23 protein-coding genes are annotated in these 20,559 nt (G+C 62.7%); 19 read left to right on the forward strand and 4 right to left on the reverse strand.

The genetic code is table 11. The features are described from left to right. The first annotated feature begins 44 nt into the window (after nucleotides 1–44). Nucleotides 45–1,889, forward strand: coding sequence for a ParB N-terminal domain-containing protein (locus tag NTCA1_RS25265; protein ID WP_159832192.1), 1,845 nt, complete (start codon nucleotides 45–47; stop codon nucleotides 1,887–1,889). 281 nt (nucleotides 1,890–2,170) lie between these two features. Then, complete coding sequence (locus NTCA1_RS25270; protein ID WP_159832193.1) at nucleotides 2,171–2,392, forward strand: hypothetical protein; 222 nt, start codon at nucleotides 2,171–2,173, stop codon at nucleotides 2,390–2,392. A gap of 53 nt (nucleotides 2,393–2,445) precedes the next feature. Here NTCA1_RS25270 and NTCA1_RS25275 read toward each other — a convergent pair whose 3' ends face one another. The 3 genes from NTCA1_RS25275 to NTCA1_RS25285 form a co-directional block, all read right to left on the reverse strand. Then, complete coding sequence (locus tag NTCA1_RS25275) at nucleotides 2,446–2,661, reverse strand: hypothetical protein (RefSeq protein ID WP_159832194.1); 216 nt, start codon at nucleotides 2,659–2,661, stop codon at nucleotides 2,446–2,448. Between the two features lie 220 nt (nucleotides 2,662–2,881). Then, nucleotides 2,882–3,106, reverse strand: a complete 225-nt coding sequence (locus NTCA1_RS25280; protein WP_159832195.1) for a hypothetical protein — start codon at nucleotides 3,104–3,106, stop codon at nucleotides 2,882–2,884. Nucleotides 3,107–3,473: 367 nt separating this feature from the next. Continuing rightward, complete coding sequence (locus NTCA1_RS25285; protein ID WP_159832196.1) at nucleotides 3,474–3,707, reverse strand: hypothetical protein; 234 nt, start codon at nucleotides 3,705–3,707, stop codon at nucleotides 3,474–3,476. Between the two features lie 903 nt (nucleotides 3,708–4,610). Between NTCA1_RS25285 and NTCA1_RS25290 the strand changes: the two genes are divergently transcribed. The 7 genes from NTCA1_RS25290 to rlxS all read left to right on the forward strand — a co-directional run bounded on the left by NTCA1_RS25290 (nucleotide 4,611) and on the right by rlxS (nucleotide 11,529). Continuing rightward, complete coding sequence (locus NTCA1_RS25290; protein ID WP_159832197.1) at nucleotides 4,611–4,931, forward strand: DUF736 domain-containing protein; 321 nt, start codon at nucleotides 4,611–4,613, stop codon at nucleotides 4,929–4,931. A gap of 306 nt (nucleotides 4,932–5,237) precedes the next feature. Next, nucleotides 5,238–5,465, forward strand: coding sequence for a helix-turn-helix domain-containing protein (locus NTCA1_RS25295; protein WP_159832198.1), 228 nt, complete (start codon nucleotides 5,238–5,240; stop codon nucleotides 5,463–5,465). Further along, a complete protein-coding gene (locus NTCA1_RS25300; RefSeq protein WP_159832199.1) occupies nucleotides 5,458–6,042 on the forward strand; it encodes a S26 family signal peptidase in 585 nt (194 codons plus the stop codon). Before NTCA1_RS25295 ends, NTCA1_RS25300 begins: the two co-directional genes overlap by 8 nt. After that, nucleotides 6,042–6,923 carry a lytic transglycosylase domain-containing protein gene (locus NTCA1_RS25305; RefSeq protein ID WP_374705216.1) on the forward strand — a complete coding sequence of 294 codons (882 nt, stop codon included), beginning with the start codon at nucleotides 6,042–6,044 and terminating at the stop codon, nucleotides 6,921–6,923. Before NTCA1_RS25300 ends, NTCA1_RS25305 begins: the two co-directional genes overlap by 1 nt. Nucleotides 6,924–7,252: 329 nt before the next feature. Further along, nucleotides 7,253–7,612: a hypothetical protein gene (locus NTCA1_RS25310; RefSeq protein WP_159832200.1), complete on the forward strand. Its 360-nt coding sequence runs from the start codon at nucleotides 7,253–7,255 to the stop codon at nucleotides 7,610–7,612. A gap of 287 nt (nucleotides 7,613–7,899) precedes the next feature. Further along, nucleotides 7,900–8,988, forward strand: a complete 1,089-nt coding sequence (locus tag NTCA1_RS25315) for an IS110 family transposase (RefSeq protein WP_159832216.1) — start codon at nucleotides 7,900–7,902, stop codon at nucleotides 8,986–8,988. A gap of 546 nt (nucleotides 8,989–9,534) precedes the next feature. After that, complete coding sequence (gene rlxS / locus NTCA1_RS25320) at nucleotides 9,535–11,529, forward strand: relaxase/mobilization nuclease RlxS (protein WP_159832201.1); 1,995 nt, start codon at nucleotides 9,535–9,537, stop codon at nucleotides 11,527–11,529. A gap of 249 nt (nucleotides 11,530–11,778) precedes the next feature. Here the strand turns inward: rlxS and NTCA1_RS25325 are convergent, their stop codons facing one another. Further along, nucleotides 11,779–12,018, reverse strand: coding sequence for a hypothetical protein (locus NTCA1_RS25325; protein WP_159832202.1), 240 nt, complete (start codon nucleotides 12,016–12,018; stop codon nucleotides 11,779–11,781). 16 nt (nucleotides 12,019–12,034) lie between these two features. Here NTCA1_RS25325 and NTCA1_RS25330 point away from each other — a divergent pair, with 16 nt between their 5' ends. The 10 genes from NTCA1_RS25330 to NTCA1_RS25375 all read left to right on the forward strand — a co-directional run bounded on the left by NTCA1_RS25330 (nucleotide 12,035) and on the right by NTCA1_RS25375 (nucleotide 20,341). Next, a complete protein-coding gene (locus NTCA1_RS25330) occupies nucleotides 12,035–12,397 on the forward strand; it encodes a hypothetical protein (protein ID WP_159832203.1) in 363 nt (120 codons plus the stop codon). A gap of 100 nt (nucleotides 12,398–12,497) precedes the next feature. Beyond that, complete coding sequence (locus tag NTCA1_RS25335) at nucleotides 12,498–12,926, forward strand: DUF983 domain-containing protein (RefSeq protein ID WP_159832204.1); 429 nt, start codon at nucleotides 12,498–12,500, stop codon at nucleotides 12,924–12,926. A gap of 1 nt (nucleotide 12,927) precedes the next feature. Beyond that, complete coding sequence (locus tag NTCA1_RS25340; RefSeq protein WP_159832205.1) at nucleotides 12,928–13,266, forward strand: hypothetical protein; 339 nt, start codon at nucleotides 12,928–12,930, stop codon at nucleotides 13,264–13,266. Nucleotides 13,267–13,302: 36 nt separating this feature from the next. Further along, nucleotides 13,303–14,691 carry a PLP-dependent aminotransferase family protein gene (locus NTCA1_RS25345; protein ID WP_159832206.1) on the forward strand — a complete coding sequence of 463 codons (1,389 nt, stop codon included), beginning with the start codon at nucleotides 13,303–13,305 and terminating at the stop codon, nucleotides 14,689–14,691. Nucleotides 14,692–14,790: 99 nt separating this feature from the next. Further along, nucleotides 14,791–16,200, forward strand: coding sequence for a cytochrome ubiquinol oxidase subunit I (locus tag NTCA1_RS25350; RefSeq protein ID WP_159832207.1), 1,410 nt, complete (start codon nucleotides 14,791–14,793; stop codon nucleotides 16,198–16,200). Further along, nucleotides 16,190–17,197, forward strand: a complete 1,008-nt coding sequence (gene cydB / locus NTCA1_RS25355) for a cytochrome d ubiquinol oxidase subunit II (RefSeq protein WP_201282600.1) — start codon at nucleotides 16,190–16,192, stop codon at nucleotides 17,195–17,197. Before NTCA1_RS25350 ends, cydB begins: the two co-directional genes overlap by 11 nt. Nucleotides 17,198–17,241: 44 nt before the next feature. Continuing rightward, nucleotides 17,242–17,319 (forward strand): hypothetical protein, encoded by a 78-nt coding sequence (locus NTCA1_RS29185; protein ID WP_374705217.1) that lies wholly within the window; start codon nucleotides 17,242–17,244, stop codon nucleotides 17,317–17,319. A 28-nt stretch (nucleotides 17,320–17,347) separates the two neighbouring features. Then, entirely contained in the window at nucleotides 17,348–18,577 is a 1,230-nt protein-coding gene (gene hemA, locus NTCA1_RS25365; protein WP_159832209.1) for a 5-aminolevulinate synthase, read from the forward strand. Further along, nucleotides 18,574–19,206 carry a 2-dehydro-3-deoxy-6-phosphogalactonate aldolase gene (locus NTCA1_RS25370; protein WP_159832210.1) on the forward strand — a complete coding sequence of 211 codons (633 nt, stop codon included), beginning with the start codon at nucleotides 18,574–18,576 and terminating at the stop codon, nucleotides 19,204–19,206. The genes hemA and NTCA1_RS25370 overlap by 4 nt, the downstream gene beginning before the upstream one ends. Continuing rightward, entirely contained in the window at nucleotides 19,199–20,341 is a 1,143-nt protein-coding gene (locus NTCA1_RS25375; protein ID WP_159832211.1) for a fatty acid desaturase, read from the forward strand. Before NTCA1_RS25370 ends, NTCA1_RS25375 begins: the two co-directional genes overlap by 8 nt. Nucleotides 20,342–20,559: the final 218 nt, after the last annotated feature.

The raw sequence follows: 20,559 nt of genomic DNA on the forward strand, positions 1-20,559 counted from the left end.
CATCACGAACGGGTGGACCGGCACTCTCTTGAGGAGTGCTATCCATGAAACTCGAATTCATCGCCCTTGGCAACCTTGCCGTCAGCAAGTCCAATATGCGTTACGCCCGCAAGGCTCCGGATGTTTCCGACATCCTGCCGACCGTACGGGCGCGCGGTGTCCTCCAGCCGATCCTCGTGCGGCCCACCAGCGCGCCCGGCGAAGACGGGCAGCATTATGAAATCGTCGCCGGATGCCGCCGCTTCCACGCGGCCCTGATTGTCGCCGCCGAGCGGAAGGACGCCCGCATCGGGGCAGGGGAGCCGGATAGGCCTTACGGGTCTGACGGGCTGGAGTCTAGTGCAGCCATGCTGCCCTGCGCCGTCCTCGACGAGGCGGATGATGCCAGCGCCGTCGAGGCCTCGCTCATCGAGAACATCGCCCGGCTCGATCCGGACGAAGTCTCGCGCTGGGCTTGCTTTACCCGGCTGGTGAAGGAAGGGCGCAGCATTGCCGAGATCGGTGCGACCTTCGGTCTGCCCGATCTGGCGGTGCGCCGCGCGTTGGCGCTCGGCAACCTGCTGCCGCGCATCCGCGAGATGTACCGGCGCGAGGAGATCGATGCCGTGACCGTCCGGCATCTAACGCTGGCCTCCAAGAGCCGGCAGAAGGCCTGGCTCGCGCTGGTCGACGATCCCGATGCCTATGCGCCGCGCGGGCATCAGCTCAAGTCGTGGCTGCTGGGTGGCGCCTCGATCTCGACCCGGCATGCGCTGTTCGATGTAGCAGCCAGCGGCCTTGCGACGGTGTTCGACCTGTTCGGGGAGGATGCCTATTTCGCGGAAAGCGAAGCCTTCTGGGCCCTGCAGGATGCCGCTATCGCGGAGCGCCGTGCGGCCTTGATCGATGCAGGCTGGTCCGATGCGGTGATCGTCCCGCCGGACGAGCACTTCCACTCGTGGGAATACGAGAAGACCGCCAAGCGCAAGGGCGGGCGGGTCTATCTCGATGTGCGGGGGAACGGTGAAGTCGTCGTCCACGAGGGCTATCTCTCGTGCAAGGAAGCGGCGCGTCTCGCCAAGGACGGGAACACGGGACCGGAGGGCGAAGGCGACAAGCCGGTGCGCGCCGAACTCACCTCGCTCACCCAGACTTACGTGGACCTCCACCGCCATGCCGCCGTGCGGACGGAACTGCTCGGCAGCCCGCGTCTCGCCCTGCGGCTGATGGTGGCGCATGTGATCGCCGGGTCGTCGCTGTGGCGGGTCCAGCCCGAGCCGCAAGCGGTGAAGAGCGATGCCGTGCGGCAGAGCCTCGACGAATGCCGCGCCGAAAGCGTGTTCGACGCGCGGCGGCGCGAGGTTCTCGCCGCACTGGACCTCGACGGTGATGATGCCACCGTATCATCCAGCGGCTATGGTTACGGCGCACCGGGCCGGAATGTCCGCAGCCTGCTCGCGCGTCTCGTACCGCTTCCCGATGCCGAGGTGCTCGATATTCTCGCCCTCGTCATGGGCGAGACGCTTGCCGCCGGAACCCCGGAAATCGAAGTGCTCGGTCCCATGCTCGGTCTCTCAATGGCCGACTGGTGGGAGGCGGACGATGCCTTCCTTGATGGCCTGCGCGACCGCGAAGTGCTGCTCGCGATGGTCGCGGAAGTGGCGGGCGAGCAGATCGCCGCCGCCAATGCCAAGGAAAAGGGCAAGACCCTGAAAGCGATCATCCGCGCCCATCTTGCAGGCGAGGGCAGCCGGACGAAAAAGGAAGGCTGGGTGCCGCGCTGGATGGCTTTCCCGCCGACCGCCTACACGCCGCGCGGGGGGCGTCGGCACGGTGGCGGCTCATGCGCGGGCCCTTGCGGCACCGGAGGGAGAATCGGAAGAGGAGGAGGGACCGGCAGACGATGCTGACGGCAGCGATACGCTTGAACGCGATTCGCCCGAACCTGAAATGACGGCCCCCGATTTCGATCCCGATACGGGTGCGGGCGACGACCGTCTCGCCGCCTGAAAAAAGATCGCCCGGGGGCGGTGTTTCCCGCCTTCGGGTGATCCCCCTGGACGGGCTGAAAAATTCGCGGCGGGGCCGCGCCCTTAAAGGCGCGGCCCCGCCGCTAACATAAAATGTTCATTGCCCCGGCCCCTTCGGAGCGTCACGGTTGCTGCGCGGGGGACCATGAGGGGACATGCCGATGGGCGAAGTTCATGTGATCGAAAAGCTCGTCGTCCGGCTCTCACCCGAACCGATCTGCGACGAATGCATCATCGTGACCCTGAGGCTTTCGCCGTCGGGGGCCGGAGAGCCGAATGCCGGGCATATCGTGCGCGAACTGGCGGGATCGAACGGGTTCGAACGGCGCAAGGATACGTGCAGTCTTTGCGGAGAAACCCACCTGGTGACCCGGCAGAAGTGACCGTCTTGCCCTCCGGTGGGGCCGCTGCGCTCTTGCGCGCACCTGATTTGTAATCAGGCGAGGCCGGGTCCGCTTTGCGGTTCGTCGCGGAGCCAGCGCGTCTTGCTCATGCGCCGAATGCCGGTGCCGCATTGCACACATTGGCCGACGTAGCACAGGCCGTCCCAGAAGACCGTGCCGAGCTCCGGACGGTGATGGTCGAACCGGCAGCGCAACGTCTGGAGCCGGAAGGGCAGCAGCTGAAGGCTTGGAAGAACGATCGATTTCATGAGGCGTATCCTTCGGGTCCGGGCCGCATCCCGCGCCCGCCATCAGGAGGATTGCCCCTTAACCGATGCTGTCGAACAGCGTCAGGATCGCCTGCCGATACACTATGGCATGCTGCGATAGTGTCGCAGGCCCGGTCGTCCCGCGCCCGCACCGTCGCCGCCCGCTTCGCCATTGCCCCGGTTGCCTTGACCCCCGAAAACAGAGCGGCGGTCTCGCCGATCAATGCTGCGGCGTATTCATGCCGTCGGCCGCCGCTTTTACCGAGACCGCCCAGGCCCTGAGGTAATCGCGCGGCTTGTACTGCTCGCCAGCCTTCAGATGGACCATCGCCGCGTGGCCCAGCGACTGCGAGATTTCGGTCGCGGTGCAGACCCCTTTTTCCTCGAGCAGTCCGGCGATCGCGGCCAGCGCGCTTCCAAAAGCGAACACGGCGTCTTCATCCATCGTATGTCTCCCGGTATCGATCGGTGCCGGGCCCAATCTGCCTGACGGGTCCGCGAAGCGCTATCGCCCATCCGGTCCGGGCGGGCCGACACTCTGTCGACAGCCGATCTGACCGACCGGTCCGATTTGTGCGCAGGTGCAGGTCGCATGCCGATCGACGCAGGGGGACGGCAGACATGAGGCAGGCGGACGCTTGCCACAGCCGCTCTGCCGAAAGCCGGTTCCGATAATCGAGTGCCGCCGCTAGCGGGCGGCATGCGGCCCGGGCTCAGCCCCCTTTGTCCGGGTCGCAACTTGGGCAGGTACGATCGGCTGATGCGCCGTCAGGCGCTATTTCGTCACCACTCCAGATATTGGAAAGCGGCCGTCAGGCGAGCTGGAACCGCGCCGAGTGACGCTGTTCTCCGCCCCCTGAAACGCCGCGCTGCACGGCGCAGAGCCGGCGGGTGCCTTGCCACAGTTCGGCTGCGCGTCCGGACCTCAGTTCGGCGGCTGTGCGGTGCGCGGTGACCAAGGCATCTGCCGCATCCTCGGCACTGAAATCAAGGCGCAGGGCGCCGGCATTCCCCTCGTCGGGGAACTTCAGGGTATAGATGTCCATTCCAGGCTCCTCCAGCCGCTTCGGTCGTGTTTCCCGACCTGATCGCGCCCGCGCTGGATAGCATTGTTCTGTGTCAACTTCGCGATACCCAATTCGGATGAGACTGATGGGGCTTGCGTCGCGCGCTGCGCTTCCCTGGCTTGTGGCCGTCTGTCCTGTCGTTTCTGCCACCGTCTCTGCCGCCGCATGCCGCAGTCCACGCCGCGCTGTCATGGCGCCGCAAGCCACCGGCGCCCGCGTCTCCTATTTCGAAGCGACCGGCCCCGCGTTCCGGACGGATGCGAGGCTGAAAGCGGGTACCGGTGGCTTCTTGTCGGCCGGATCCCGATGGGGCTGCGCATCAGTCTTCGTCGTCCGCGTCCGGCTCGAGCGCCCTGGAAATGGGTTGCGCGGCGGGAGGGCAAATCGCAGTGGCCGCGAGGTTGAGCGACACGTAGCTGCGGCCCAGCGTTGTCGCGCCGTATGCAGTAACCCGGCGCCATGTCGACCGCCGCCCGAAGGAATGCGGTAGGTCCGTGCGCTGTCAGGCCTTGCGAGCGAGGGTGATCGATTGCCGCGAAATCGCCGGCCGTAAGCCGGCCGAAGCCGGGTGGCCGCACGCATAGGACCTATCCGATTGCCGGCATCTTCTGCGCTCCTGAGCCCGGGTCCCCGCAACCATTCCCGGATTCGAAAGGCAATGACCTGGAAGCGGTCGCGGTCCCGCCGAAACCATCGCCCGGAGGCTTATTTCCCCGACCGCGTGGCGGTCTCCTCGCGGCTGCTTCGCTCCCAAATAAGCCGCCGGCTCCGGTCCTTCACATGCGCTTCGGCCCAAGGGTTCGCGGGCCCTGGCGAGCCGTTCCTGCCGGTCTGCTATCGTCCGGGAAATCGGTCCGGGACGACCCAGTCAGGAGACGAACAATGCCTGCAATCGGATATGTCACGCGCGATGGCCACAGCTTCAAGGGCCAGCTTCGCACCCTCTCGATCCGCGCCGAGATCGAGATCACCCCCAACGCGCGCAAGACCAGCGACGCTCAGCCCGACTACCGGGTTTCCTCGGGCGGGGTCGAGGTCGGCGCCGGGTGGCTGCGCCGCAGCGAAAGCTCGGGCAACGACTACGTGTCGCTCAGCCTCGCGGCCCCGGAATTCGGTCCTCGCCGGCTCTACGCCAATCTCGGGCGGGCGGCAGGTCGGGACGACGAGGACAGCTTCGCGATCATCTGGAATCCGGCCGACTGAAGCCGCTTCCGGCACCCTCTTTCGGCCCCGCATCCACCCCGGATGCGGGGCCGCTCGATGTGCGGTCATCGCAGAATATTGCGGCCGGAGGCATGGTCAAAAAGCCGCTTGAAGGTGGTCTCGGCGATCGCGTTCTACCTCCCGTACCGGGCACGATCGGCATCGATTTCCAGGCGGGAAAGGCGAGAGCGGAGAGGGGGTCGAAAATCGACACGTCGATTTTCGACCCTGCCGTCGAGCCTCTCCGCCCGTCATGCACGGTGCCGCGCAGGCACCCGTTGCTTGCCCCGCAGGGAGCGTAAGATCATGACCGACGATGCCGAAATCCGCGCGCAGACGGCGCGCGAAGTTTGCCCTTTTCTGAGCGCCAAGCAGACCGCTTTCCATCTTGGTATCTCGCCCAATACGCTGCGCGGGATGCGCCTCGCCGGAAAGGGACCGAAGGCCCGCCGCCACGGCCACAACTGGCGGTATCACATCGACGACATCGAGACCTGGTCGCTCGCCCGCAGCGGTGGAGAAGACGATGCCTGACTCCCGAAACCTTCCACTCTTCGCCTGGGGCGAAGCGCTCCGCGCCGCCCGGGCGGGCCGCGTCCGGCTGCGCCGCCGCGCCGCCTGCGTCGGTCTCGGCATCGGTATACTCGGCGCGACGGTGGTGTTTCCGCCGGCGCCGCGCCTGGTCTGGAACCACAGTGCCAGCGCGCCGATCGGGCTCTACCGCGTCGTGCCCGGCGCGCATCTCATGCCCGGCGACATGGTGGTCGCATGGCCGCCCGAACATGCCCGCGCGCTGGCTGCGCGCCGGCATTATCTTCCCGCCGGTGTGCCGCTGGTGAAGCGGGTCGCGGGCGCGGCAGGCGACAGGATCTGCGCGCGCGGAGCCGCGGTTACGCTCAACGGCGCGCCCGCGGCGCGCCGCCTGTTCGCCGATCCCTCGGGCCGCAGGCTGCCGGCCTGGGAGGGCTGCCTCCGCCTTCGGCAGGGCAGCTATCTCCTGCTCATGAACCGGCGTCCCGACAGCTTCGACGGCCGCTATTTTGGGCCGACGCAGGAGCGCGATATTCTCGGGAAGGCAGTGCCGCTATGGCTGTCCGGAAAAGGGCGGTGATGCGCCGCCGACCCGGCTGGAGGGAGCAGGCCGCCGCGCCCGGCCGGGCGCTGCCGTTCCCGTTCCGGGCCGTACCGGGATTGGTTCGGACAGGCGTTGGGACTGTCTCGCTGATATCTGCGTTGCTGGGTGCGTTTGCCTTCGGTTTGTTCTCCGGCGATGCCGCAATCGCGGGCGAGCCGGACGGAACTGGCCGCTGGCGCGCCGAGATAGCCGAGGCTTCGGCGCGTTTCGGTGTCCCGGCCGTGTGGATCGAACAGGTCATGCGCGCCGAAAGCCGGGGCCGCACGGTCAAGGATGGACGGCCGATAACCTCCTCGGCGGGAGCGATGGGGCTCATGCAACTGATGCCCGCGACATGGGGCGAGCTTCGCGCCGGGCTTGGGCTGGGTCGCGATCCCCATGCCCCGCGCGACAACATCCTGGCCGGCACGGCGTACCTCCGGGAGATGTACGATCGCTTCGGCTATCCCGGCCTGTTCGCAGCCTACAATGCCGGGCCTGCGCGTTATTCCGCCTCGCTCGCGAGCGGCCGTCCGCTCCCGGCTGAGACGCGCACCTATCTCGCCGAAGTGGTGGGCGGATTGGCGGGAGCAGCACCGCGTGCGGTGACCTCAGCGGCCCCGCCGGTAACCGAGCCGAACCCGGAACGGCCACCCCGAGGTGGGGCGCTGGATCGTCCGGCAATCCCGCAGCAGACGATCTTTGTCGCGCTCGGGCAGGTGGCTGCGGAAAGCGGGCTTTCGCAGCACCGGGAAAGCACCGATAGAACTGGGCCTGCACGATCGGGGATGGACAGTCCGGACGGAAATTCGGGAAACGCAATGCTGGGGACCAGCGCTCTGACCGACCCGCTGTTCGCCGTCCGGGTCGTACCGTGACTGCGGCTGCACCGCGTTGTCGCCGGCGTCTTCAGGTTGGAGCCCAGGCCCAGGACGTGCGCTAGGACGAGAGGTCAGCCACCCCCTCGGAATTCCCAGCATGACGGCCTCTGCGGCGGCTGTAAAGGCCGGCGGCCCCTCCAATTTTGCCGCAGCAAATGAGCGCGCTTCGCGCGCGAGTTTGTTTGTTTCCCTGCAACAAAATCGGTTCCTCCGCCGCCGCTCCGCGGCGCACCGGCTAAAGCCGGTGCGGCCCTGACAGCCACCGCGCCGACCGTCCGATGACAGGGGTCCTCAAGGATGGGGACGCTTTGGCTTAGGAGGCTCTTATGGCTGCTTATGTGGACCTTGGCGTTGCTGTTGACGGTGTTGTCGCAAGGCTTGTGGCGGGACTGGAACTGGAGTTCGGGCGAGGTGCCGGCGAGGCGCTCGCGGCGCGGTTTCTGGAGGCGGAGGAGAGCGACTTTGTGTGGGATGCGCGCATGTGCGAACGGTGGCTGGGCGCGTGGAAATGCGGCGATGATGGCGAGCGCGAGCTCGATCGGGTTGCGGTGTTGGGCAGGCTCGATGGGCAGTGGTTCGCGGGCGTGAGTATCGTCGACGGCGACGGGCAGGCGCAGGGGCTCGTTGCGCGGCGGGCGTGCGCTTGTGAGAGCGAAGCGCGTGAGGCGTTTGCGGCGCTGCGGTGAAGGCAGCGATGGATTGCGGCCGGGATGTTGGTCCTTTCGTGGCCAGCGTCCCGGCCTTTTCGGTGCTTGGTGGACTGCTCCTGCTTGGGTTTCCGCAAGGGTGACGGCGCATGGAAGGGGTGGCACACGATAGGGCGGTAAGGGAGGCAATGCGGCGTAATGCCGAGGTAATTGGGCATGACGAGTTGCTCGCCTTGCTGGTGCCGACGGCATCGGAAAAACGAGTCGCGGTTCCGCTCCCACGTGCGTCAAAATCCGGCGTGCTGGGGGAACGCAGGAGAACCCGAATGGACTGTTTTGCCGGACTGGATGTGTCGATCGAGGAAACCGCGATCTGTGTCGTCAATGAAGCTGGAAAGGTGATGATGACCGCCTCGGTTCCGACCGATCCGGCCGCGATCGGGGCCGTGCTGGCTCCCTATATACGGCAGCTTCGACGGGTCGGTCATGAGGCTGGGGCGCTGTCGCCGTGGCTCCAGCCCGGGCTGAAGGACATGGGGCTACCGGCGGTTTGCCTCGAAACCCGTCATGTGCGCGCTGCCATGTCGGCGCAGCGCAACAAGACCGATGCGGCCGACGCGCTGGGCATCGCCCACATCATGCGCACGGGCTGGTTTAGAACCGCTCATATCAAGACCGAAGCCTGCTATCGGCTGCGGCTGTTGTTGACCCAGCGCCGCAATCTAAAGCGCAAGTTCCTCGATCTCGAGAATACCATACGCCATTCGCTTAAGGCCTTCGGGATCAAGCTGGGCGGTATCGGCAGAGGCCGTTTCGATCAGGCTGTTCGTGACGCCGTCGCCAACGATCCCCTGTCCACAGCGCTGATGGATTGCATGCTTCGCGCGCGGGCGGCGCTGTGGGCCGAATATGTGAAACTCCATCGCCTGGTGCTGCAGGTGGTGGCGCGAGACGAGCTCTGCCGTCGGTTTCTCGAGATACCGGGCGTCGGTCCGGTAACGGCACTGACCTTCGCAACCGCCATCGACGACCCGCACCGCTTCCGACGATCACGCGATGTTGCCGCCTACTTCGGACTGACCGGAAGACGCTGGCAGTCCGGCACATCAATCGATGTGCAGGGCAGGATCAGCAAGGCCGGCGATGCCGATGTCCGCAGGACCCTCTACGAGGCCGCGACGGTGCTGCTGACCCGGTACAAGCGTCCCGATCGTCTCAAGGAATGGGGGCAGAAGCTCTCCAAGGCCAAGTCTCATCCAAAGGCCTGTGTTGCCGTCGCGCGTAAGCTGGCGGTCATCATGCATGCCATGTGGAAGGACGGCACCTGCTACGAAGGGGCGCCGGAAAGCGTGCCTGCGGACCTGGTCCGCAAGCTTGCACACCATGAACCCAGAGCGATGAGCGCGGTCCTGTGAGACCCCATCCACTGCTCGCCAACCGATAAGGAGGTCCGCCTAGCGCGGATGAGAACTGGTGCAGACTTGGAACCGGGAAGCACGATATCTTGCCTGTGGTCGGCTTCGGTCGAACCACGCGGGAATGCCTGTGACGTTGCCCTGGGAATCCGATGTCGACATGCATCGCGAAGGCTTCCAGCCCGCTTATGTGCGGCCCTCAATGCCTTCGCTGAATGCGGAAGAGTGCACGGCGCACCAGATCTCGAACGCCGGGATGATCCGTCGAAAACGGTGCCTATGTCGATGTAGAAAAGGAGAACCAGAATGGAGATGGCCGAAGAATCTGGCCCAATTAAGAGGGCAAGATGAAAGCCATGGCACCCCTGCTGCCATAACCTGTTGTCTGCACATCGTTTTTCTTAGGTTTTCCTGGCACTATGCCGCTCAGGACAGTGCCAGATCGGCGATTTTTGCCATCATTTCCATGAGCCTGGTCGGCACCGGTTTCCAGATCGGAGAAGAACGCGCAGGCTGGCACGATTTTCCGCATCGGAAGGTCCGGCGATGAACAACGACGACGAGTTTACGCCCCGGCTTGGCCGCCAGAAGGCGCGGGGCGGCAAGGGGCAGCGGCGCTATATCGGCAAGGTCCTGGCCGCCGCAAATCTCGCACGCGGTACGGCGAAGAGGGGGCGGGGCAAATCCGGGTTTTCCGGTAGTCGAGTTGGGCGCGGCGCTGGCGTAGGGCGCGTGCTTTCGAGCCGGAGCGCGGGAGGCCCGCGCAGCCGGCGGGCGGTGGTCAAGACGAGCATCGTCAAGCTGGCCGGGAACGGCGCCAAAGCGGCGGCGGCACACCTGCGTTATCTCCAGCGCGATGGCACCACGAGGGAAGGGGAGCGTGGCACTCTTTATGGAGCGGAACATGATGCTGTCAGTGGCAAGGAATTTCTTGCGCGAGGAGAGGGGGATCGCCACCAGTTTCGCTTCATCGTCTCGCCCGAGGACGGACACCAATATGAGGACTTGAAGCTGCTGACCCGGCGGCTCATGGCGCAAATGGAAGAGGACCTCGGCACCAAGCTCGATTGGGTGGCTGTAGGCCATTTCAACACCGGCCATCCGCACACGCATATTGTCGTACGCGGGAAAGACGAGCGGGGCCAGGATCTGGTCATTGCGCGCGACTATTTGACCGGCGGTATCCGCGGGCGGGTATGCGATCTTGTCGAGTTGGACCTGGGGCCGCGAACCGACAGGGAAATCGCCGACACGCGCCGAGCGGAAATCGATAAGGAGTGTCTCACCTCGATCGACCGCGCGCTGCTCCGGGACGCCGGGGAAGATCGGCAGGTCGCCGCGCGCGCCGGTGATCCCTTCGAGCAATCACTCCGCGCGGGCCGGCTGGCAAAGCTCGCGCGTATGGGCCTTGCCGAGCCGCTCGGGAATGAACGCTACCAACTGGCTGCTGGCTTGGAAAAAGCGCTGCGCACAATGGGAGAACGCGGGGACATCATCCGGACCATGCAGCGCGACTTCTCGCGTCTGAAACTGGAGCGATCCGGCGTCGATCAGGTAATCTACGATCCGGCAGCCGAAGGCATCACGCCGCTGGTGGGGAAAGTGATATCTCGCGGGCTCTCCGATGAGCACGATGATCGCCACTACCTGATCGTCGATGCGGCGGATGGCCGCAGCCATTATGTCGCGGTAGGGAAGGGCACGCTGAGCGGCCTCGATGAGGGGAGCGGAGTAGGGCATGGCGCGGTCGTCCGCATCGAGGCCCTGCGGGCGTCGGTGCGCGAGGTCGACAGGACGATCGCCGCCGTCGCTGCCGGGAGCGGCGGGCAATACGATGTCGCGCTACATCTTCGCCGTGATCCGGCCGCAACGCAGACCTTTGCCGAAGCCCATGTCCGCCGCCTGGAGGCGATGCGCCGCGAGAGCGGGCTGGTGGAGCGCGAGCCATCGGGACGATGGGTGATTTCCAGCGATCATCTGGAGCGCGTTGCCACGTGGCAATCGCAGCGGTTGCAGGACCGACCGGTGGGCGTCGAGGTTCTATCCTGCGGAGCGCTCAAGGATCTGGCTGGATTGGAGGCCGTGACCTGGATCGATCGGGAGCTCGTTTCCGGAGATGCGACCCCGGCTCGCGAGGCAGGATTCGGAGCAGAATTGGCTGAGGCGCGGGTACTGCGGCGGCAGTGGCTTTTGGCGCAAGGGTTCGCTGCCGAAGCGGCGGGCGGCATGGTCTTTTCGGACGACATGCTCGATGCGCTGCGCAGGCGGGAATTGCTGCGCGTTGCCTCGCAGCTCTCCAGCGAGCTCGAAATTCCTTTTCGGGAGGCTCGTCAGGGTGACAAAATCGAAGGCGTCTACAGGCGAGCTGTCGACCTCGTCAGCGGACGTCATGCTCTCATCGAACGGAGCCGGGATTTCACGCTGGTTCCCTGGCGCTCGGCTTTGGAGCGACAGGTCGGCAAAACGGTGTCCGGCCTCGTTCGTGCCGATGGTGTGAATTGGACCGTCGGGCGGGGGCGACCGTCGCCCGGTATCTCTTGATGCAACCTGTCTCTTGGGGCTGCTCAAAACGCCTTGGTTTGGGACTTTCCAGCCATTCCGGGGCAATCAATCGAACGTCTGCATTCGCCGGAACCTGACTTTCGCTAGCGAAGACCGACCAATCACCGTCACGCACGAAGAATCTTCGTCAACCCAAATGTCGCTCATAACGAAAGGCAACCGCTCCCCTCACGGAAAACGGTTGCCTTATCATCTTTCACTTTCGGCATTGGCACGCTGGATGGCGTGTCAATTCACCTTGTTCCGAAGCGTCGGTACGTCACCGGAGAAATCAACCCACGGGTTCGTGTTGAGGTGGTGAGCGTTGCGAGCGGTCCGCTCTTCGAACCTGATCACGAAGCTTTCCGGCCCATGGGCGTAGGCAACGATGATGCCCTTGCGCGGGTCCATGTATCCGGCGTGCATGCCGAACCCGGGGTAGCTTAGACGGACAGCCGGACCTTCAGGAGCGATTTCATGGACGGTCATGCGTGCTGGCACATCCATGATCGACTTGCTCGACATCAATGGCCCGATTGGGGGAGGAACCAAGCCGGACCAGCAGCGGGCCAACTCAGATCATTTTTGCTTGCGAATTACACCATTCGACACCGCCTCGATGCGGGATCACCTCGTTCGGCATCGCGTTGAAAGCGAGCTCCCCGCTCAAGATCGCTACGGGGCAGAAGGGACGGGATTATCGCTATATATCCGTGATCCCGATGGAAATCGCATAGAACTGAAAGCCGCATTAACCAGCCAAGGGTCGATTGTAGGGATATTAACCCATGCAAACATCTTGCCTTCATGCTTTTCCCATGGCGCGAAGGCCACATTTCGGGCGAGCTTTCCTTGCCACCACAGCTGAGTGAGACATATTGTCTCACCATTTGTATGGTCATTGCATGGACTGAATGTCTCGTATATATGGACCTCAGAATCAGTAAAACTCTTTGAGGTCCCATCCGATGTTGGACTCGAACGATGCAACTACCAGCAAAGGACGCTGGATTTTTCATTGTGGTTTGAAAGGGCTTTGCCCCCAGTGCGGACAAGCATCCATGTTCCGCAAATGGCTAAAGCTGCAGACGAAATGTCCAAGCTGCGGGCTGAACTATAACTTTGCCGCGCCCGACGATGGTCCAGCGTTCTTTTCGCTGTGCATCGTCGCATTTCCGCTGACGTTCTTCGTTGTGTGGCTTCAGGTTGCTTTCGAGCCGCCCTTCTGGGTGCACCTGGTTACGTCCCTTCCTTTGATGGCGCTCGGATGCGTCCTTCCCCTGCAATACATCAAGGGTTGGCTCGTGGCTTCGCAGTACGTCAACAAGGCGCAGGAAGCCGGCACCGAGAACCTTTGGGCGCAGTTGCATGCCCGGGCCGAAAATGAGGAAAAATGATATGAGCGGCTCAGTGTCTTCGACCTCGCCCAGGAATGCTAAGGGCATAAACCTCGCGGCACGGCTTGTTTCTGATCTGTACGACGCGATCAACCGTCCGGACCTTTCCGGCATGATCCGCAGCGGCAAGGCAGAAGACTTCCCGGAAATCAAAACCGCCGCCGCCCTTTTAGAAGCAGAATCCGTTCGGTTAGAGCGATACGAGGTCGCCCTTCGCCAATATGCCGATCCCGGGTTCTGGGACGGGATCGGGTCTAGCACGCCGCTTGCGGTGTACGATGGCGGAGAAATGGCGAGGAATGTTCTTGCCGGTCGCCCAGCCTTCTATCACCGAGACTAACGGCGCTAACCGCCCGAATGCTTCTAGAAGGTCATGATGCAAAGCTGGACTCCCGACATAACCACGGCAAACGGGCCGAAGTATCTCGCTATCGCGGAGGCGATTGCACGAGACTTGGAGGCTGGAAAGCTGCGTCCGGGGGACCGACTGCCCCCTCAGCGCGCACTCGCAGAGACGCTGGGTCTGGATCTAACGACGATCACCCGCGCCTACGGTGAAGCACAGCGGCTCGGGTTTGTTGAAGGTAGCGGACGCCGGGGTAGCTTTGTGCGCGCGCAGGTTTCCGCGGCACCGAGCATCCGCGTTCAGGACGCAGGCGACACGGGGATGAATGCTCCGCCTGAAGATTTCGGTGGATCGCTGGCAGCGGCATTTCGCGAGTGCGCTTCTGCTTTGCTGAGTCCCGAAAACGGCGGATTGCCTTTTCAATATCAGCGTAGTGGAGGGGCCGCCTCGGCGCGCAAGGCAGGCGCTGATATGTTGACTGCACGAGGCATTCTCTGCTCGGAAGACAGCGTACTCGTGGCTGCAGGCGGGCAGAACGCCCTCCACGCGATTTTCAGCGCTGAACTCAGTGCCGGTGATAGACTGGCCGTGGCCCCCTATGCCTATCCCGGCCTGCTGGCACTGGCTCGCAGGTTTGGGATCGAGTTGGTTGCTGTCGCGAGTGACGAAGACGGCATGCTTCCACAAGCCCTGGATGAAGCGTGCTCAGTTGCCCAGGTGCGAGGCATCTACCTCGTTCCCACTAATGACAACCCGACTACCATCACCATGCCGCCTGACAGGCGAGCGGCAATCGCACGTGTCATCACGCAGCATGGGCTCCTATTGATCGAGGATGACGCATACGGCTTTCTACCAGCTCAGGCCCTTGTACCTGTAGCGTCGCTCGCGCCGACAAACGCCTGGTATATCGCAAGTGTATCGAAGGTGCTTACGCCCGGCCTGCGGGTGGCCTGGCTGCGCGCTCCTGACGTTGCCGGGGCGTGGCGTCTGGCTGCCGATATGCATGAAACGGCCATAATGGCACCGCCACTTAATGCTGCCATCGTTGCGGAATGGGCTAGGACTGATGACTTTACCCGCCTCGTTGGCGAGGTCAGAGACGAGGCCGCTTTGCGTCAGGAACTTGCGCGTGAGTGCCTTGCCTCTGGGACATTTCGCGCAATGGACTGCGGGTATCACCTGTGGCTAAGCGTTCCGAGCGATCTCGACGTTCGACACATAGCTGACGTCCTGCGCCAGCATGGACTCTCAGCCATCCCGAGCGACGCATTCGCCGTCGATCGCGCAATGGAGCCCGCAGCAGCCCTGCGGGTCTCGATTGGCGGAAGTTTATCGCGAGAGCGGTTGCAGCGCGGTCTTCAGCTGCTGTCGGCTCTCACAAGTCCTCAGGCTCCCCGAAAGGTAAGCCTGATCTAACATACCGCACGAGGGTGCTGCTTTTTAGGCACGCAACAATGCATTGCGCGTTGCTATGGTGGTTTGATGCGCCTGTTATGCGCCATTTCGGGAGTTCTTATGGGCGACGAAGCACTACTTTTGGCACGAGTGCAATTTGCATTCACTGTCTCCTTTCATTTCATTTTTCCATCGTTTTCGATCGGTCTCGCCAGCTTCCTTATGGTGCTGGAAGGTTTGTGGTTGAAGACGGGCCGCGGCGTTTACGCAAACCTGTATCGCTATTGGCTGAAAATCTTCGCCGTCGCGTTCGGGATGGGTGTCGTCTCAGGGATCGTGATGTCCTACCAGTTCGGAACCAACTGGTCGGTCTTCTCTGACAAGGCGGGGCCGGTGATAGGCCCACTGATGGCCTATGAAGTGCTGACGGCCTTCTTCCTGGAAGCGGGATTCCTTGGCGTGATGCTGTTTGGCATCAACAAGGTCGGACCCCGGCTGCATTTCTTCGCCACCTGCATGGTGGCCCTCGGGACATTCATCTCCGCCACCTGGATCATCAGCACCAACAGCTGGATGCAGACGCCGACGGGCTTTGCGATCAACACCCAGGGGCAGTTCGTGCCTGCCGGCTCCTGGCTGCCGATCATCTTCAATCCGAGCTTTCCCTATCGTCTCGCACACGTCGTGCTCGCTGCTTACCTGACGACATCGCTCGTCGTCGGAGCGGTCGGTGCATGGCACCTTCTGCGCGACCGGAGCAATCCGGGCGCCCGCAAGATGTTCTCGATGGCGATGTGGATGGTGACGCTCGCCGCCCCGCTGCAGATTTTTGCTGGCGATGCCCATGGTCTCAATACTCTGGAGCATCAGCCGGCAAAGGTCATGGCGATGGAGGGGCATTACGACAGCCATCCTGACGGCGCTCCGCTGGTTCTATTTGGCATCCCTAATGCTGCTGAAAAGCGGATCGATTACGCCATTGAGGTGCCTAAAGCCTCGTCTCTCATCCTGAAGCATGATCCCAACGCTCCGCTCGCAGGCCTCGACACAATTCCCGACGACCGGGAGCCGCCTGTCAGCATCGTTTTCTGGACGTTCCGCATCATGGTAGGGCTGGGAATGGCGATGCTCGGACTGGGGTTGTTCAGCCTGGCCAGTCGCACCAAGCGCAAACTCTATGACTGGCCGCTGCTTCATCGCCTTGCGGTCGTCATGGGCCCCGCAGGATTTGTCGCCGTGATCGCCGGGTGGGTCACCACTGAGGTCGGCCGTCAACCTTACACTGTCTATGGCTACTTGCTGACGGCGCAGTCTCATTCGCCCCTCCAGGCATCGGCAGTTGCAGCATCGCTCCTGACGTTCGTGATCGTCTACTTCCTCGTCTTCGGTGCAGGCACTTATTACCTCATCCGCCTCATGGCGAAGCCCCCGGCGCCTCATGAATCAGAGCCGTCCTCTACCCCCCAGCGGGCAGCAGGGATCACGCCGGCGCCGGCGCTTAGCTCTGAAGGAGGCAGCCATGCTGTATAATTACGACCTGGCCACTGTGTGGGCCTTCATCATCGCATTTGCCATCTTCGCCTATGTGGTGATGGACGGCTTCGATCTGGGCATCGGCATTCTCTTCCCCAGCTTCCCGGTTGGCGAAGAGCGCGATCAGGCCATGAACTCAATCGCGCCGGTATGGGATGGCAACGAAACCTGGCTGGTGCTTGGCGGCGGCGGGCTGATGGCTGCATTTCCGCTGGCCTACGCAGTTATCCTGCCCGCTACCTATCCACTCGTTATTGCCATGGTCTTGGGGCTGGTGTTCCGCGGCGTCGCCTTCGAATTTCGCTGGCGCGATCCGCGCCACCGGGCGATCTGGGATGTGGCATTTTGCGTGGGTTCGGTTGTCGCAACCCTGGCGCAAGGGATCATGCTGGGGGCTATCCTTCAGGGCGTTCATGTCGAAGGCCGTGCCTACGCAGGCGGGCCGCTGGACTGGCTGTCACCCTTCAGCCTGCTGACCGGTGTGTCCATGCTCGTAGGGTATGGCCTGCTCGGTGCAACGTGGCTAGTCGGCAAAACGCATGGGAGATTGCAGGACCACGCCCGGCGAATGGCCTTCTGGCTTGCCATTGCAACTTTGCTCGGCATGGCCGCAGTGAGCGCTGCAACGCCGTTCCTGGCAATCGATTACTGGCACCGCTGGTTCCGGATGCCGGGCGTGCTGTTCACCGCCCAGGTGCCGCTTGCCACGATCGTTTTCGGCTTCATTCTGTTTTGGAGCCTCAAGCGAGGGAGAGAGCGACTCCCGTTCCTAGTGACCCTGACCCTCTTTGGTCTTGGGTTTGTGGGGCTGGGGATCAGCATATTCCCCTACATCGTACCGCGCGCACTGACGATCTGGGATACCGCAGCGCCGGAAAAGAGCCAGATCTTCATGTTGGTCGGCACGGTCTTTATCCTGCCGATCATCATCACCTACACTGCTTGGGCCTATTACGTCTTTCGCGGGAAGACGGTCAGCGAGGGGTATCACTGATGGTTTCTCAGCCTTCGCCCTCGCTTTGGCGCCGCATTGGCTGGATGGCCTTGATCTGGGCCTTTAGCGTCTCAGCCCTTGGGATCGTCGCCTATGCGATCCGCTGGTGGCTCCACCCCTGATCGCAACTGTTCGCTCTGGAACGAGACTATGGATACGACAGCATTCTTCGAAGACCTTCTGGCAAGAACACGCCTGGAAGGACGCTACCGGACTTTCGCCCAGATCGAGCGGATAGCGGGGGCTTTTCCGACGGCACGATGGCACCGACCGGATGGAACGGTCCGGGACGTCACCGTTTGGTGCAGCAACGACTATCTCGGAATGGGCCAACACCCTGACGTCATCGCGGCGATGCATGAAACTATTGCGCGCGCTGGTGCCGGGACCGGCGGTACACGCAACATCTCGGGCACCGTGACCGAACATGTCGAGCTGGAACATGAATTGGCGGGCCTGCATGGCAAGGAAGCCGCGCTGTTGTTCACCTCGGGCTGGATTTCCAATCTCGCGTCTCTTGGCACGCTGGGAAGGCTCCTTCCGAACTGCATGATCTTTTCCGATGCCCTGAATCACAATTCGATGATCGAGGGCATCAAACGCTCTGGCGCTGAGCGCCACATCTTCCGGCACAACGATGTGAGCCACCTGAGCGCGCTGCTGGAAAAAGCCGACCCTGCCCGCCCCAAGATCATTGCCTTCGAGAGCGTCTACTCGATGGATGGTGATGTCGCGCCAATAAGGGAGATCTGCGATCTCGCAGATCGTTACGGCGCGCTGACGTACCTGGATGAGGTTCATGCCGTTGGCATGTACGGCGCTCACGGCGGCGGCATAGCTGAGCGTGAAGGCCTCGCCGATCGGATCACCATGATCGAGGGCACGCTGGCCAAGGCATTTGGTGTGATCGGCGGCTACGTGGCCGGCCCTGCGCTCCTGATCGACGTGATCCGCTCATTCGCGGAAAGCTTCATCTTCACGACCTCGTTGTGCCCGCACCTTGCTGCAGGCGCACTCGCCGCAGTTCGGCATCTGCGCCACAGCGGGGAAGAGCGCGAGCGCCAACAAAGTAACGTCGAGCAGCTCAAACAGGCGCTGCGCGCCGAAGGATTTCCAGTCGGCGCCGATACGGCCAGCCATATCGTTCCGCTGATGATCAACGATGCGCATCTATGCCGGCAGGTCAGCAACCTCCTTCTTGAGGAGCACTCCATCTATGTGCAGCCGATCAACTATCCCACGGTCCCAATGGGACAGGAGCGCCTTCGTCTAACGCCAACCCCGTTTCACGGCGCGGATTACATCGACCGTCTGGTGACAGCTTTGTGCCACGTTCGCTCGAAGCTTGGATGGCTGCAAGAAACAAGGAAAGCCGCGTGAGTGAGTCTTTCAAAGAGGCGCTGGCAGTGGTCCCGCTCGTTGCCATTTTGCGGGGCATCACCCCTGAAGAGGTAATCGCGGTCGGTGATGTGCTTGTCGCCAGCGGGTTTCGGATCATTGAGGTGCCACTCACGTCGCCCGACGCTATGCGCAGTATCGCTATGCTGTCCGACCACCTCGGTCCGGCGACCATCGTGGGCGCAGGGACTGTTCGTCGCGTTGAGCAGCTTGACGAACTCGTCGCGGCGGGCGGCACGCTGATGGTGACGCCGCATGCCGACACCAAACTCATCCGCGCTGCCGTTGATCGCAATCTTGCAACGCTTCCTGGGGTGGCGACGCCGACCGAGGCATTCGCAGCGATCGACGCAGGTGCGGACGCTCTGAAGGTTTTCCCGAGCGATATCATTCCTCCATCGACCTTGGCAGCGCTCCGCACAGTTATAGGCCCTGATGTGCCGCTAATTCCAACCGGTGGCATTCAGCCCGAGACAATGGACCGGTATTTGGTGGCTGGAGCTTCGGGTTTTGGTCTGGGCACTGCACTTTACAGGCCCGGAGATTCCGTAGCGCACGTTCAAAAGATGGCTCGTTCGTTTGTGACAAATCTGATTGCTGCGTATGCGTAGCGCGGATCATATAGCGCCTGCCAAACTGACCAGCTCAGATACGACGGCGCCGGAATTTGAAGATCGGGACCTGTTAATCGTGGCGGCGGCGCTTGCCCGGGAATTTGGTAAGCCATCTGCGACGATCTACTGGACCGACCTGCTTTGCACGGCGATCTTGGCCTACGGAGCAGTGACGGCGCTACTTCTGCTTCCGATCGGCTTGGCTAGTGTTCCGGCATACTGCGTCGCCGTGCTCGCCTTCTATCGCGGCCTCAGCTTCATTCACGAGTTGACGCATCTACGGCCGAACACAGTGCGCGGATTTTCCGCAGCCTGGAACGTCCTTTTTGGTATCTCGCTTCTTGTCCCGTCGTTCATGTATGAAGGTGTGCATACGGTCCACCATGCCCGGACAACCTATGGGACGAGGAACGATCCCGAATATCTGCCTTTCTCGGCAATGCCACGCCGGGCCTCTCTCAGGTTCCTGGCTGTCAGCGCGCTAATTCCACTGGGCTTGCTCCTGCGGTTCGCGGTGCTGGCACCTATTAGCATCGTCATTCCCAGATTGCGCCGCATCGTCATCACCCGGTATTCGGCGTTGGCGATCAATCCATCCTTCCGGCGCCGCGAAGCTCTGCCGACATCCTCCCGAAGCTGGCTGCTACTGGAGGTTTGCACAGCGTGGTGGTCGATTTTTGTTGTCGCCCTCACTGCTCTTGGCGCGATCGCCATGCCTGATTTTCTGACCTGCGTGGCCGTGGGCGTTGGGGTCGCCGTAATCAACCAGATTCGGACATTAGCGAGCCACGCGTGGGGCAATGCCGCCGACCAACCTATAAGTCTGACGGCCCAGTATCTGGATTCGGTGAATGTTCCGCCGCCAGCGGCCCTTCCTGCGCTTTGGGCTCCCGTGGGCTTAAGATACCATGCCCTGCATCACTTGCTGCCCTCCGTGCCCTATCACTCGCTAGGGCGCGCTCATGCGAAATTGTCATCCTCTCGGGTCGGTTCAGCAAGGTGCTCCACACCTGATTATCCGGGGATGCCAGCTGTCCTTGAGAAGATACTCAAAACAAGCCGCGCATCTCAGTCTGGAGACGCGCAGGCCACCGCCTCAGCACCAACGCGCTTAAACGCGGATGGGCAATAGATGGGCGGCTTTTGGCGTAATCAGACCCCAATCAAACCATCTATGTACGACCGGGATTGGTCGGCCGCTGCCTCAAGCGAACGCTGGATCATGGGACAAGTACGAACCCGCTGGCGCGGGAGTGGCGCTTGTTTTGAGGCCTGGCCAGTGACCGGCGGCCTGAGCCTAAGTTGAGGTCTGGGCTAAGTAGGCAGACGATTCCGGTTCCTTTCAACCAA

It is taken from the genome of Novosphingobium sp. TCA1 (genome assembly GCF_009811895.1).
Classification (GTDB): domain Bacteria; phylum Pseudomonadota; class Alphaproteobacteria; order Sphingomonadales; family Sphingomonadaceae; genus Novosphingobium; species Novosphingobium panipatense_A.